This window comes from Pedobacter cryoconitis, from assembly GCF_003259615.1.
GTDB classification, from domain to species: Bacteria; Bacteroidota; Bacteroidia; order Sphingobacteriales; family Sphingobacteriaceae; genus Pedobacter; species Pedobacter cryoconitis.
Window position 1 is genome coordinate 1 of record NZ_QLLR01000032.1, and the last position, 14,787, is coordinate 14,787.

The window sequence follows — 14,787 nt, forward strand, 5'->3', positions numbered from 1 at the left end:
GTTTTTTCAAAAATAAACTTCACGCCTCCTTCAATAAAGGATTTTAAGTTCAGTTCCAAGCCGATTTTTATTTTCGTTGTAGCTACTTTAGAATCCGTATTCTCTGTATCAACCTGACCACCGCCCTCAACTTTAGTAAATCTATTCCCGTTTGTTGGTGGATAATAATTCCAAACGTCAAAAGGATTCAAACAGAAATGAAAACCCGTATCGCAGCATTTTGCACGATTAGTAGTGTAACTTTCACCTAATTTGTATTGGAAATCTCTACATATTAAATTTTCACCGAACCCTTTAAACCCAGAGACCGAATGGATAGATTCAATTACATCAACAAATGACTGTGGTAACGTGATATTGTCAATGTTAACCAGATTCTTAAATAGCGGAGCAACCTCTTCACTTTTAAAGCCAGCAATACCGCAGCCGATTTCGGTTACGAAGAATGTTGTTTTTAGATTTTCAGATGCATATAGTCCAAATTCATTAACGCTATTTTGGAGGTTCTCAATGCTTATTTTAGCCATAGCATAATTAAGCGTTGGAATACCATAAGATTTGCCCTGAATTCCTTTTCCTTGGTTTTCAATTGCGCCAAATGACTCTTTTGCTAATTTAGCAGCGCCGCCAATATGATGTCCATTAAGATTAGAACCAAAGACGAAAACCTCGTTTTTCTTGAGTTTGCTAATGTTTGAAGGGGTGATTTTTTGTGTTAACATAATTGTTATTTTAAAAAGTTTGAGATTAATTTTTAAGCATACCCCTCCTTCCAGCCTTTTGAACTACTGCAATTCAGAGAAATAATGTTTAGTTTATTTTTTAAGGGTGACTTAATGCCAGGTTTGCTGCAACAGGAAGAAAAGTATTAAGCCTACCGTCACAATAGCTATTTCAGCCCATGGAAATGAGTTTGGATCTTTGATCTTGTTTTTCATAAGCGAACTTTTATTGAGTTAAAACTAGGATTATCTTCCGCAATCCGCAGCGACTCTAACAGCGATCTGGTTATCTCCCAGTTATCCTTTTTGGTTTTACGGATCTTGCGCTCTCTTATCCATCGGTCTACTCTTGGGCGGCCATATTGTCTATATGCTTCCTGTTTAGAGATCCCAATTTTCATTGCGCCCGTTTTTTCAAGCATCATAGTGACGGTTAGCTCTGCAACACCGTGCATTAAGGCTGCTATATTATGAGGTAGCATTGATTCTATTTCTCCGGCCATGTCTCTAGATGTTTTGTTATAAAATTGTTAATTTCTTCAAGCTGACTCCGCTCTAGTCTAATGTCGTTTCGGCTATTAGAAACCTCGACACCAATAAAAATATCATTACCAGTAAGCTTCAGAACGAAAAAGTCATTTTCGCTATCCGTCTCCCTTGTTATTATCTGATGCTCTAGCATGATTTTACAGCGTTTAATTCTAATAATTTGTTTACAAAATAAACCTGGCCTAACCCGGTAACTTTCGGAGTCTTACTAATTGAAGTATGCCCGTCGGCATGAGAGATTACCGTCTCCTTTATCTCAAAGAATTTCCTATTCATACTTTCCTGAGTAGGCATATTATAATCAGATCCATTCCTTTTTATCAGCCAGCCGTTTTCTCTGAGCCAGATAAAAAATCTGTTTTGACCTATATCAATACCATTTTGTTTTAAAATTTTTGCCAGCTCCCCGACAAGTAAGCTCGTTTTTGAGGCTGAAACAGCATTAGCGAAAATTACTTTTGGTTCTTGGAGTGTTAATTGATTTTTTAAACCTTCATTTAGGTTTTCAGCATCTATTACCATCTGAGCAAGTTCTTTTCTGCTTAATGGACGGGTTTGAATTGCTAACGCGGCTTTTTCACATGCTATAAAGTATTGACGAGCTTGCTTGCCTTTGTCAGTACGTTGAAGCATTGATATTTCTTTTGCAGTATCAAGTGTTAAAGCGTAATCGTCAACCTCTCTTTTAGCTCCATTATTTACAACTGTATAATTTTGTACGCTTGTAAAATCTTGATTTTCGATAAAACCATACTGAAACATTCTATCAATCCAAATAGAAAACCTCTCCTTAGACTCCAGATAATTATATAGATCCCTTGCAGAAACGACCTGCTCTCCGTTATTATCTGTTATTTTTATTAATTCGTTTGTCATAATTTTTTGAATTTCAAATAATAATTAAGCTAACCTGTCTGCAACTGGACCCGTTTCGTCTACATATACACGTATCCATAAACTTGCATTTTCCTTGTGTAATAATGCTTGACGATTGCGCCAGTAACTAATTGAACCGATAACCGGGATTTTATCCCCAACTTTTAAACTTCTTAAAGTTGTTTCCACTTTTGAGGGGGATCTTTTGTTTAATCTTTTAATTCTTTCTGCCATTGCCTGATATTTTTTCCAATTTATTTTCCAAATGTGAAACTATATGTTATATTTGCAGCGCAACACTGAACAACATATCATCTTCACCGATTCAAATGTAGTGATAAACTGAACACATTTGCAAATTAGTGTAGTGAATAACCATACACAATTATGCAAACACTTGATTATCAGGGAAAAAACTTTAATAATTTTCTTACAAAAAAGAAGATATCCAAAGTAGAGGCAGCAAAAATGTTAGGCATTTCCAGGTCGGCTATATATGATTATTTTAACAGCAAGAATCTATCAAGGGAAACTGTGCAAAAAATAACGTCGGCGTTTAATACTACGGAAGAGGAAGTTTTCAATAGTAAAAACAACGAAACTATTTTACATGAATTAGAAAAATTCAGGCTTAAAAAAGGGTTTACATATTCAGAACTTGCGGATATAATTAATCTCGATGAAAACACATTAAAGAATGTAATATCAGGAGTACGACAACTCCAAGAAGGTGAAGCAAATAAGATATATAAAGAGTTAGGTATTTCACTAACCCAATACCAACCGAATTTAAGCCTAAATATCGTAGAAGAAAATAGTTTACCACACGAAAAAGGAGGTGTATCCATCAACAATCAGCCTAACGCTATACCATTTGCGGGTGATTTTGATACATTAAATATGTACGTAGTCCCAGTAAAGGCTTACGGAGGTTTCTTATCTGGATATGAAAACCCTGTTTTCATGGAAAGCCTGACTAAATCATCTTTCCCGTTTATTAAGGGTAAGTGCTTTGCTTTTGAAGTTGATGGATTTTCGATGTACCGGGACTTTGTTCCTGGAGATTGGGTAATAACAACACTAGTGGAGAACTTCAACTGGCTATCTAAAGGCAAGGTATATGTTTTTCAGACTATTGACGGAATAATTATAAAATGCTTTGATAAGATAGAAGGAGAGTACATTCACCTATATTCACTAAATGACGAATTTAACCCGGTTGAGCCTATACACTTAAAGGATGTGAAAAAGGTCTATTTCAAAGAGAAGGTTTTAAAAAACTAACATGAACATTATTGACAAAGAAATCGGGAAGCGCCTGAGGGATGTGCGGGTGAACATCCTTAAAATTAGATCTACCCATAAAATGTCGGAACTAACTGGCATCCCTCAATCAACGTATAGCGGATATGAGCGGGGAACTCTTGGTGTTTACACCGGGTTCCTTGTTAAGCTTCACCGAATTTATGGGGTTAACCCAAACTACATCACTTTAGGTATAGGAAGTATTTTAACGACCAAAGAGGATAAAACCCCGGTAAAATCTCAGATAGCGGAATTAAGAAGCCAGGTATTAGCTCTCTCCGCTGTCGTTGATTATCTCGCTAAAAGGGGGAAGTAAGGCAATGACTGCCGCTTGAATTTGATCTACAATAGCCCACGACCTACGTATATAACCCCTCGTAACTTTGTTTTCTCTTCCGTAGTGATTTAACATAGCTCCTACTTGTTCGGTTGAGTAGCCGCATTCGTTAGCCGCTATACTTGCAATTGAATGTCTTGCTGAATACATATCCAGTTTTTCAAACCCCGCTCCTAAAATCTTCCTCAACTCCTTTATCCCGTAGTGTAGAGATAAATTTAGGCTACCAATATTAGAATAACGAACCTGCATCTTACCCATGTATTTATCATGTAGAGATACCGCCTCGTCAATTATATTTACGCTCATTAGCGCCTTATCAGTTCGCTTTCCTTTTGTTTTCTGCCTATTGTAAACTACTCTCTCAACATTTTTTCCTGAATTATGAAATATATCCACAGAGTTCATCCCGCACAAATAAAATGACAACATCCAAATATCTCTCGCTAATTCAGTTCTTGAGTTAACTTTAAGCTTGCAATCTCTTATCTTAACAATTTGATCAATTGAAAAATCACGATCTTCAACCTCGTCCCTGGCGACAATTTTATATTTCTTAAACGGGTTGTTAGGAATTAGAATCACCCCCTCGTCTTCATCATTGTATTTTTCTTTTGCAAGATTGTGCAGTTTTCTAATATTATTCATCTTTGCATTAACCCCACTATTTCCTAGACCCGCCCTTTCAGTCTTAATAAGCTTGCCATTAACTAAACGAGCTACCTCACGATCAGATCTCAGGAATTTTTCATACCCTTCTAGAAACACAGGAGTTATTTCAGTAGCAGGAATATCAACGTGGTTTAAATAGTCTGATAAACTTTGATAGGTAGTTTTGAGTATTTTGTATGTACTGTACTGCTTGAGCTTGATGCTTTCTGTGTGTTCTTTTGCGAAGTTTAAAAACATTACCTCTTCACCTGGTTTATATTCATTTCCTATACCAGTAAGTAGCTCTTTTAATTGTAAGTGGTCTATATGCGGGAGTATAGATTTCTTTTGTTTCAGGATCTCGTTGTATTCATTTAAGATATCAGTTAAATGACTTACCACAAAACTTGTTTTAATATCCCATTCTTTGGTTAAATGTTTTTTTGATACAAATTCATCCGTAGAAATATAAGCACTCTTACTTTTATGTCCGATTCTAATTTTAACATTCCACTCGCCTTCTGCGTTTGGTTCTTCGTCTAATATTACTGGGGTTAACTTTGCCATATCTACTAAAGTTTTACTAAAGCTTTTGCTGTAAAACTAATCAAATAATGTTGTTTTTCCTGCGTATATTAACTAATATACTTAGTAAACAAACATGGAAAATGAGTAAAATAAACGACAAAAAGCCTCTTAATGATCATTAGGAGGCTTTTTTGATAGATAAAATTTATTAAAAAAATTATACTAATAATTGTAGGTGTATGGATAATAAGAGTCCATTAATAGCGGAATTCTTTAATGAAATCAATCGCATACTTCACATTATCAAAAGGAATATCAGGCATGATACCATGACCTAAATTAAATATAAACCCTTTCTCACCGCGCATGCGCTCAAACAACTGTAAAATATGTTTCTTAATCACCGGCTTATCAGCATATAAAATATGCGGATCAAGATTTCCCTGAACAGCAATGCCAGCAGGTAAAGCCTGTTTAATATTTAATAAATCAGCATTCCAATCCACAGAAATCACATCCGGTTTTGCAGTAGCCATAATAGGTGCAAACACAGAACTACCCTTACAGAAAGAAATTACAGGAATATCTTTTCTATTTAAATTAGCGATGATCTCCTGAATATAACGGTGAGAAAACTCCTGATAATCATTCCATGACAAAGCCATAGCCCAGCTATCAAAAATCTGTATCGCATTCACACCAGCAGCAATCTGTAAATTCAGATAATCAGCCGTTACCTTTGCAATCTTCGCCAATAACTTGTGTGCAACCTCAGGATGATTGTGCATCAATAACTTCGTCAATTTGAAATCTTTCGAAGAAGCACCCTCAACCAGGTAACTCATTACCGTAAACGGAGCACCAGCAAAACCGATCAAAGGAATACTTCCATTCAAACGCTGCTGGATTACTTTAATCGCATCAGCTACATACTCCAGCTGATCCAAACAATCAACATTCAGATTTTCTACATCCTTCAACGTACGTACAGGATTCGCAAAACGAGGCCCTATACCCTGCGTAAAGCTCAGGTCACCGCCCATTGCCTCACCAGTAACCAATATATCACAAAACAAAATAGCCGCATCAATACCCAATAAATCTACCGGTAACATCGTTACATCAGCAGCAATTTCAGGCGTTTTGCACATTTCTAAGAATGAATACTTGTTTTTAATCTCCCAATATTCCGGCATGAAACGACCAGCCTGACGCATCATCCATACCGGTGGACGTTCAGTTTGTTTGGACCATGCTGCATCTAAAAATAAAGTGTTCATCTAATCTTAATTTGTTGGTAAGCTATTTGCTTCTTTTTCTATTTTATTAATTATCTCTTTCGTTCTCTCCGTATTCGCAAGATCCTTTGCTTTATCAGCATAGGCCAATGCTCTTACCTTATCCTTTTTGCGCAGCGCAAGATTAGCCAGATGTATCAATACAAAAGACTTATCACTTTTTGTGCCCAGAGGAAACCTGCTCGCTACCTGAAAATGATATTCAGCAGCCTGGTAATCCTCCTTCTTCAGCGCGATATTCGCAATCATAAATTCATAGTAACCACGCCTGTTTTTGGCCAGACGATCCGGATTTGGCACTTCTGCCAATAATTTCTCAGCCCTGTCGTAATCACCATTCTTAAAATACTTCGAAGCAATTAAGATCGAGCTGCTTTTAAAATGGCTCCAGACTACAAATCCCGCCATTAATCCTGAGATTACTGACAGCTGGAACTGGTCATAAAAAAGGCACACCCCAGCGGCAATCACAAAAATTGCCATCAGAGCATACCTGCCTTTTGCGTTATACATTAGTTATGAATATCCGTAAATTTATAGCCTACACCACGGATTGAGTGGAAATAAACCGGGTTTTTCTGATCTGGTTCAAAATACTTACGGAAAGTAAGGATGAAATTATCAATCGTACGTGTCGAAGGATAAACATCATAATTCCAAACCGTCTCTAAAATCTGCTCTCTTGAAACCGCTTCGTTTTTACGCTCAATCAGTAATTTAAGCAACATCGTTTCCTTTTTAGTTAAAGGTACAATCACACCATCATCCTGTTTCAGCTCAAAAGAATTGAAATAGATAGTTTTTTCGCCGATTTTATAAGAATTCAATTCCTTTAAATCATCAGACTTCATGCTGCGTTTAACCAGGATACCAACTCTTAAGATTAGCTCCTCTAAATTGAAAGGCTTCACCAAATAATCATCAGCACCTTTCTTAAGGCCCATTACACGGTCTTCACTCGTGTTTTTAGCCGTTAAAAATAAGATAGGAACCTCCGTATTTTCTAAACGTATAGTTTCACAAACCTGGAAACCATCCATTTCAGGAAGCATCACATCCAGGATGATCAGGTTAAAACGTTCCTCTTTGAAAATCTTCAAAGCCGTTTTACCATCCTTCACTGCATGGACTTTATAACCTTCTAATTCAAGGTTTAATTTTATAGCATCTAATAAATGGTCTTCATCTTCGACCAATAAAATTCTTAATTTCTGTTGCATAATGATCAACTAAATGTGATTTCAAAAATCGTACCCTGCGGCACATTGTCTCTTACGCTAATATCAGCGTCATGTTTTTGCAAAACTTCTTTGACTATAAATAATCCCAGTCCCGTTCCCTTCGCTTTCCTTGTATTCTCTTCACCAACGCGGTAAAACTTATCAAATATGAGCATTTTTTCCGCATCCGGAATACCAGGCCCTCTATCAGAAACACTCAGGAAAGGATGTCCATCACGCATTCCCAGTTCAACACCCACTTCAGCACATGGGCCAGAATATTTCACCGCATTTTCTACCAGGTTGGTTACTACAGAAGAAAGGGTAAAAGGATCTCCCAGTACGATTACATTCGGCTGGATCACAGGATTGATCACCTGTTCACATCCGCAAGAATGAATTTGTAACCTGTCAGTTATTTTGGTCACCAGTTCTGAAAAATCAAACTCTTCCTTAGGGAAGGAATACGAGCGGTTTTCAATTTTTGTAGCCAATAGCATATTCTCCACCAGATCATCCAGACGTTCAATATCCTTCAATGAATTGTTCAGTAAAGAAGTTTGACGTGCCTTATCCAGATCACGTTTCACAATCGTCTGAAGTGATAATTTAATAGCTGCCAGAGGCGATTTCAATTCATGCGTAACAGAAAGCAGGAAATTCTGCTGCTGCTCCCTTAACAAATCCTCTTTTTTGATCGACTGATGCAGGAAATAGGCCCCCACACACAAAAGAAACAAAAACACAGATCCCTCTCCCATCACCATGGCCATTCTGGAAGGCTGGAGCTTCACGACAAGCGTTCCCCAGGAGATCAGCTGTACCAAAGAGTACAGCAACATGAAATAAAATATGATAATTGATTTCTTCAAAATGTCTAATCTCTTGGAACTGTTCAAAATCAAACAGTTCTTAAATATACGCTAATTTACTTATTTCCTAAAAACAATGTCCAGCGCTTCAAGAATCGCTCTTTTAGCTTTTTCCAGCTCTATTTTTGTATGCGCAGCAGAAACAAATCCTACCTCGTAACCCGAAGGGCCCAAGTAAATGCCCCTGTTTAACAATTCACGGTGCATGATCTTGAATTTCTCCATACTTGCCGGATCAATATCCTCCGCACACTGTATCTTATCCTTGTCCGTAAAAGCGAACCAGAAAATAGAACCTACATGAAACACTTTGAATTTATAGCTTCTTGCTGTAGCAAAACGCTGAATACCTTCGGCAAACTCAGTAGCTTTTGCATTCAGTTCTTTATAGAAACCTGATTTCAACAACTCAGTCAGCTGGGCCACACCCGCAGACATCGCTACAGGGTTTCCAGATAAAGTACCCGCCTGGTAAACACCGCCATCAGGAGAAATATGTCCCATGATTTCCGCAGATGCCCCGTACATTCCTACCGGTAAACCACCACCTAATATCTTACCATAAGTAACAATATCCGGCTTCGCGTTATAATAACCCGCAGCACCTTCAAAACCTAAACGGAAACCTGTGATCACCTCATCAAAAATCAGCAAAGTACCATTGTCCTTACAGATTTTCTGCAGGAATTCAATATAAGCAGGGTCCTGGATCAATAAACCATTATTTGCAGGAATACCTTCAATAATTACTGCAGCAAGCTGATCTTTAAACTGTGCAAAAGCCTGGGTTAAAGCTTCCGTGTCATTTAAAGGAACAACAATCGTTTCTTCCGCAAAAGACTTTGGAACACCTAAAGACGAAGTCTCACCAAAAGTAACCAGGCCTGAGCCCGCTTTTACCAATAATGAGTCACTGTGTCCATGATAGCAACCCTCAAATTTCAGGATTTTATCTCTTTTAGTATAACCACGTGCCAGACGGATTGCAGACATTACCGCTTCCGTACCAGAACTCGTAAAACGAATTTTCTCTACGTGTTTGTTATTTTTGATAATCAGTTCAGCCAGCTCATTTTCCAAAGCAGTAGGTGCACCGAAGCTCATTCCATTCTGCATGGTTTCGATTACTTTCTCTCTTACTTTAGGAGGATTATGACCTAGAATTAAAGGTCCCCAACTACCGCAAAAATCAATAAATTGATTCCCGTCAGCATCCCAAACGAAACAACCATCACCTTTTTGGATGAATAACGGTGTTCCGTAAACAGATTTAAACGCTCTTACCGGTGAATTTACGCCACCAGGGAAATAGGTTTTTGCCTTTTCATACAGCTCTTTGGATTTCTCTCTTGAAATATCTGGTTTACTTCCAGTATTTACAGGCATATCTCCTTCGTTGCCGGAAAACATCTTTTTTAACGATTCTAACATAGTATTACATCCAGTTCTTTTCTACAATATCTCTTATATGGTAAGTGGTAATTATGCTTGCTCCCGCACGTGCGAAGGCATACATAGTTTCCATTACAATCTTTTGCTCATCAATCCAGCCCTTTTGCGCAGCCGCTTTCACCATAGCATACTCTCCTGATACATTGTAGCAGGCAATAGGCAAATCAGTATTTTGTTTCAGGTTATGGATTACATCCATATAAGCCAATGCCGGCTTCACCATTAACACATCCGCACCTTCACTCTGGTCAAGCAATGCCTCACGTAAAGCCTCCTCAGGATTTCTGAAATCCATCTGGTAAGCCTTCCGGTCACCTTTACTTGGTGCACAATCCGCAGCCTCTCTGAACGGCCCGTAATAAGCAGAAGCAAATTTAGTCGCATGCGACATAATCGCTGCGTTTACATAACCATGCTGATCCAGCAAATTCCGCATCGCACCAATACGTCCGTCCATCATATCTGATGGCGCTAACATATCTGCCCCCGCCTGTGCATGTGTCAAAGCCATTTTAGCAATCACCTCTACCGTTTCATCATTCTGCACATAATCATCTTTTAAAATACCGCAATGACCATGTGTGGTATAAGAACAAACGCATACATCAGTAACTACATATAAATCATCACCAAAGTTTTTCTTTAATTCACGAACAGCAGCAGGTACCAGTGAATGATCATGATAAGCAGAACGCGCATCATCAGATTTTTCATCCCCCACACCAAAAAGCATGATCTTATTTACCCCCAGCTCAAGGCCCTTTTCAACGTCTCTGATCAGCATATCCGTTGAAAAATGGTTTACTCCAGGCATCGAATCGATACCATGTTTCACTCCATTTCCAGGAACGATAAAATATGGATAAACAAACATGTCTTTCGACAACTTTGTTTCGGCCATCATTTCTCTTACAATTGGGTTCTTTCTTAATCTACGCGGACGGTGCAACATAATCAACCTCTCTTTTTTATTTAATATCAATTCCGAATACTGCTTCTGCAAGGCCGATTTCATCAGGTGAATACGGAAGGACATACTCCACTCCCATTTCCTCAAATTTCTTCCCTGTTGAATTTCCGATGGCAATTACCTTTTGTCCCGGGTCCAGTAAGTTGTCAGCGAAATAAGCTTCCACATTGGATGGGCTGGTAAAAATCAATACATCAGCATAAGTATGATCTATATTTTCTTCAATGACCGTCTCATAAATAGGCAGGTCAATGATTTTTGTGTCTTCAGCTAAAGATTTCTGGATGCTTAACAGTGAATCCTGTGCACGCGGGAATAAAACAGTCTGGTTTCTCACCAATACTGCAAAATCTTCCGCCACCTCAGTAATATCACCGCTTTCACCTACATAATCAGCTTTATGACCATGTTTTCTAAGTGCATCTTCTGAACCTCTGCCCACTACACCAAACTTTACATGTTTAGGCAGCACAGGCTTCAGTTTAAAGAAGTATTCTACCCCATTGCGGCTACTGAAAAATATCCAGTTGATATGTTTCAGGTAAAAAGGGTCCAGTACATTGACAATAGGGAAAGTACGGATCAATGATCTGCCTTCTATCTCTATTTTATTGACTTCAAGCGCTCTTCTGAAGTAATTATGTTCCCCGATTTCTCTGGAAATGAATACCCTTGCAGGCATTTTTCTGTCTTTATCATATTTAGCGACGATCTTTTCTGCTAATCCTTCCAGGTTATCTACCCTGAAAAACAAGCGGTTCGGAAAATCATCAGCCGTTAATGCTTTGGAAGTCCATACTTCATATTTGCCGTTTTCTTTCTTGCAGTAACAACCTAAAGGCATGTGGCAACCACCTTCAAAAAGGTTCAGTACTTTACGTTCCACACCAATTTCTTCCGCAGTATCTGCGTTATGGATTCCTTGCAGCACATCATATAACTCATGGTCATTTTCTCTGATTTGAATAGCCAGGACCCCTTGTGCAGGAGCAGGAATCAGTTCAGTAGTGTCAATTACTTCCATATGGAATTCTGACAGATCAAGATTCAGACGGTTTACCCCTGCTTTTGCCAATAAAATAGCATCATAATTTTCATCCCTTAATTTTTGAATACGGGTATTTACATTACCACGCAAGTCTTCAATATTAAGATCTGTTCTTAAAGCAAGCAATTGTGCTTTACGTCTGTTGGATGACGTACCAACCTGTGCACCTGTTTTCAAAGAAAGTTTTTGCGTAACATCTACACAATCTTTCAAAATCAGTAATAATTCTGAAGCATCTTCCCTTTCAGAGACTGCAGCGATGGTTAACCCTGCAGGGTGTGTGGTTGGTAAATCTTTGTGAGAGTGTACAGCAATATCAATGCTGCCGCTTAATAATTCTTCTTCAAGCTCTTTGGTAAAAAAACCTTTTCCTTCAAGTTTGTCCAGCCTCAGGTTTAGTATTTTATCACCCTGGGTTTTAATGATCTTCAGTTCAGCTTCGACACCAATTTCCGCAAGTTTGTCTTTCGTATAATTGGCCTGCCACAATGCAAGATCACTGCCTCTTGTTCCGATAATAAGTTTCTTCATCAGTATATATTTGTTCTTTTATAAAGTTTCCGCCAACCGTTAACAAACAATTGAGTTAAGCTTTTGTAGCTATCACGTATTTAGATTCGCGCAAATTTAACCTAAAAGAGCTATAGTCTTAAATAATAAACAAATAATGTATTTGTGCTGACTAATCTACCCCGGAAGGTTAGCTGTTGTTGACCAGAATTTCTTTTGCCATGATCATCGGTACGCTAATATATTTCTTTTCCATGTAATCCATCACCCGTTCAAGAACCAGTCTTGAATTTTCATCCAGTGTATTGATTTCCTCTGCAAAAACAATGTCCAGTGCTTTACTTTTAATTGCTTTAATTTTCTGAGGGACTTCACTCATCGCGATTTCTATTTTGCGCTGGCGAAGAACTAAATCAAATTCTTTGATATTCTGATCGATAATTTGCTCTGCATTAACCAGTTCATCATAACGTTCCTGAATATTTTTGCGGGCGATCTCTTTTAAAGATTCAACCTCAATATAATGTACAGGGAAGTTTTGGATAACAGCTGGTGCAGTATCATTAGGAATTGCAAGATCTACAATAACTTTTTTGCCCGTTTCGCCATTTAATAGCTTGCGGTAAATTTTTTCTGTGATGATTGGTTCAGTAGCACCGGTACAGGTAATGATGACATCAAAACCCTGATCGAAATTTTCCAGTGCAGTCAATGGATAAGCAATACCATTTAAATCTTTTGCCAGAGATTCTGCATTTTCTACCGTTCTGTTGAAGATAGAAAAATTAGAGTACCTGTGTTTTTTAAGGTATTGCGCTAAGTTTTTGTTAGTCTCACCAGCTCCGATAATCAGAATTCTTGAGCTGGCAGTTATAGTCAGGTCCCTTAATTTGCGGTAAGCTAAAGACACTACCGAAACCGGGTTTTTAGAGATATTCGTATGGGTATAAACTTCCTTTGCCGTTTTGACTACGCGGTTCATGATCATTCGCATATAATCGGCTGTAAAGCCAGAAACACGACATGCCTCATAAGCCCGGCGTACCTGGGCAAGGATTTCTTTTTCACCAACTACCAGACTTTCCAAAGAGCAGGAAGTACGTAATAAGTGATTGAAAGCTTCCACTTGTTCATAAACAGAAACGCTTTCCAGGAACTTATCCATATACGCTTCCGGGAACCCCATGTCAAGCACAGTCAGGAAACGAAGGATGAATTCACGGTCCAGTTCGTGGGCAGTGGTAAAAACAAACTCAACGCGGTTACACGTACCGATATAAAAAATTTCTTTTACATCCAGTTCATTTTGAATATTCTTCAGTCTGTCATCCAGTGTCTGCTCACAGATAACTAATTTCCCTAAAGACTTTAAGTCAATTTGTTTATGAGTGAAAGCAAGTATCTTTAAATATTCCAATTTGGGTTTGTGTTGTGTTTATATAGTGGAAACAAAAGTAACAAGACCACCCTTAGTGTCTGTCATTATGCTGTAATTAAGATTAATTTAGAAAGATTTTAAATTAAATATTCTCAGGAAAAACAAGAGATCATTATGTTTGTTAATAAGCTAACCACCTATAAAAGAAAGTTATGATTAAAAAAGAGCACTTTATTCTGTCCGGATCTAAAGATAAAACCATTTCAGGTGACCTTACATATGACGATAAATATACAAACCAACCCTGCATTTTATTCGTACATGGCTTCAAGGGATTTAAAGATTGGGGTGCTCATAACCTCGTAGCGTCCTTTTTCGCCTCCAATGGCTACCGTTATTTCAAATTTAACCTGAGCCATAATGGCGTAACAGCACAAAACCCAAATGATGTTACTGATTCAGAAGCCTTTGCTGCAAACACAGTCAGCATGGAGCTCAAAGACGTAGATACCGCCCTGAATTATATTGCCCACACCTACCCATTAAGCCCTGTTTATGTAATTGGCCATAGCCGCGGTGGTGCTTTGGTTATTTTAAAAGGTGCAGCCGATGAACGCATCAGCAAAATCATTACCTGGTCTGCCATTTCAGATTTTAGTTCCTTATGGAAAAAAGAACAAGAGAAAGAATGGTTATCCTCAGGCAGGATCTTCGTGGAAAATGCCAGAACAAAGGAGAAAATGCCATTGAACAGCACACTACTGGAAGATTTCAATGCACACAAAAATGAATTCGATTTGCTCCATGCTGCCGCAAGCGTTAAAATCCCCTGGTTAATTCTGCACGGCGATGATGACATTAACGTAAAATTCAGTGTAGCACAAGAACTCGCACAGGCACAGCCAAAGGCCCAATTGCAGAAAATCAAAGGCGCTAACCACGTATTTGGTGCTTCACATCCTTACACAGCGACCGAATTACCTGCTCAACTGCTGGAAGTATGCGAAAAAACCCTTGCCTTCATCAAAAATGCCAGCCTTATAAATTAATACAAGCTGGCATTTCAATGCT

The 14,787-nt window shown here is 38.3% G+C and carries 16 protein-coding genes; 3 read left to right on the forward strand and 13 right to left on the reverse strand.

All coding sequences use genetic code 11. From position 1 onward, the window contains the following. From LY11_RS26960 to LY11_RS22150, 4 genes are all read right to left on the reverse strand, one after another. The coding region (locus LY11_RS26960) for an A1S_2505 family phage non-structural protein (RefSeq protein ID WP_211321636.1) at window positions 1–722 on the reverse strand (722 nt) is incomplete at its 3' end. A gap of 212 nt (window positions 723–934) precedes the next feature. Further along, window positions 935–1,204 (reverse strand): hypothetical protein, encoded by a 270-nt coding sequence (locus LY11_RS22135; RefSeq protein ID WP_146610894.1) that lies wholly within the window; start codon window positions 1,202–1,204, stop codon window positions 935–937. 193 nt (window positions 1,205–1,397) lie between these two features. Beyond that, entirely contained in the window at window positions 1,398–2,147 is a 750-nt protein-coding gene (locus LY11_RS22145) for a phage antirepressor KilAC domain-containing protein (RefSeq protein ID WP_111635808.1), read from the reverse strand. Between the two features lie 24 nt (window positions 2,148–2,171). Continuing rightward, the gene (locus LY11_RS22150) at window positions 2,172–2,381 is read right to left on the reverse strand and encodes a hypothetical protein (RefSeq protein WP_111635809.1); all 210 of its coding nucleotides are present in this window, start codon (window positions 2,379–2,381) and stop codon (window positions 2,172–2,174) included. Between the two features lie 153 nt (window positions 2,382–2,534). On the opposite strand from LY11_RS22150, the gene LY11_RS22155 reads away from it, so the two are divergent. Together LY11_RS22155 and LY11_RS22160 are read left to right on the forward strand one after the other, a co-directional pair. Continuing rightward, entirely contained in the window at window positions 2,535–3,431 is an 897-nt protein-coding gene (locus LY11_RS22155; RefSeq protein WP_111635810.1) for a helix-turn-helix domain-containing protein, read from the forward strand. 82 nt (window positions 3,432–3,513) lie between these two features. Further along, window positions 3,514–3,768, forward strand: a complete 255-nt coding sequence (locus tag LY11_RS22160) for a helix-turn-helix domain-containing protein (RefSeq protein ID WP_146610895.1) — start codon at window positions 3,514–3,516, stop codon at window positions 3,766–3,768. On the opposite strand, the gene LY11_RS22165 is transcribed toward LY11_RS22160, so the two are convergent. The 9 genes from LY11_RS22165 to hemA all read right to left on the reverse strand — a co-directional run bounded on the left by LY11_RS22165 (window position 3,721) and on the right by hemA (window position 13,755). Further along, window positions 3,721–5,007 (reverse strand): site-specific integrase, encoded by a 1,287-nt coding sequence (locus tag LY11_RS22165; protein ID WP_111635812.1) that lies wholly within the window; start codon window positions 5,005–5,007, stop codon window positions 3,721–3,723. The genes LY11_RS22160 and LY11_RS22165 overlap by 48 nt on opposite strands. A 218-nt stretch (window positions 5,008–5,225) precedes the next feature. Then, window positions 5,226–6,248 carry a uroporphyrinogen decarboxylase gene (gene hemE, locus LY11_RS22170; protein WP_111635813.1) on the reverse strand — a complete coding sequence of 341 codons (1,023 nt, stop codon included), beginning with the start codon at window positions 6,246–6,248 and terminating at the stop codon, window positions 5,226–5,228. A gap of 6 nt (window positions 6,249–6,254) precedes the next feature. After that, window positions 6,255–6,779, reverse strand: coding sequence for a tetratricopeptide repeat protein (locus LY11_RS22175; protein ID WP_111635814.1), 525 nt, complete (start codon window positions 6,777–6,779; stop codon window positions 6,255–6,257). Continuing rightward, window positions 6,779–7,486, reverse strand: a complete 708-nt coding sequence (locus LY11_RS22180; protein ID WP_041887337.1) for a response regulator transcription factor — start codon at window positions 7,484–7,486, stop codon at window positions 6,779–6,781. Before LY11_RS22180 ends, LY11_RS22175 begins: the two co-directional genes overlap by 1 nt. A 5-nt stretch (window positions 7,487–7,491) precedes the next feature. Next, window positions 7,492–8,358, reverse strand: coding sequence for a sensor histidine kinase (locus tag LY11_RS22185; RefSeq protein ID WP_068406668.1), 867 nt, complete (start codon window positions 8,356–8,358; stop codon window positions 7,492–7,494). A gap of 60 nt (window positions 8,359–8,418) precedes the next feature. Further along, window positions 8,419–9,789, reverse strand: coding sequence for a glutamate-1-semialdehyde 2,1-aminomutase (gene hemL, locus LY11_RS22190; protein WP_111635815.1), 1,371 nt, complete (start codon window positions 9,787–9,789; stop codon window positions 8,419–8,421). A 4-nt stretch (window positions 9,790–9,793) separates the two neighbouring features. Beyond that, window positions 9,794–10,762: a porphobilinogen synthase gene (hemB, locus tag LY11_RS22195; protein WP_111635852.1), complete on the reverse strand. Its 969-nt coding sequence runs from the start codon at window positions 10,760–10,762 to the stop codon at window positions 9,794–9,796. 16 nt (window positions 10,763–10,778) lie between these two features. Then, window positions 10,779–12,359 (reverse strand): hydroxymethylbilane synthase, encoded by a 1,581-nt coding sequence (hemC, locus tag LY11_RS22200; RefSeq protein WP_211321637.1) that lies wholly within the window; start codon window positions 12,357–12,359, stop codon window positions 10,779–10,781. Window positions 12,360–12,528: 169 nt separating this feature from the next. After that, on the reverse strand, window positions 12,529–13,755 hold the full coding sequence (gene hemA, locus LY11_RS22205) for a glutamyl-tRNA reductase (protein WP_111635817.1): 1,227 nt from the start codon (window positions 13,753–13,755) through the stop codon (window positions 12,529–12,531). A gap of 173 nt (window positions 13,756–13,928) precedes the next feature. On the opposite strand from hemA, the gene LY11_RS22210 reads away from it, so the two are divergent. Further along, window positions 13,929–14,765 carry an alpha/beta hydrolase family protein gene (locus tag LY11_RS22210; RefSeq protein WP_111635818.1) on the forward strand — a complete coding sequence of 279 codons (837 nt, stop codon included), beginning with the start codon at window positions 13,929–13,931 and terminating at the stop codon, window positions 14,763–14,765. Window positions 14,766–14,787: the final 22 nt, after the last annotated feature.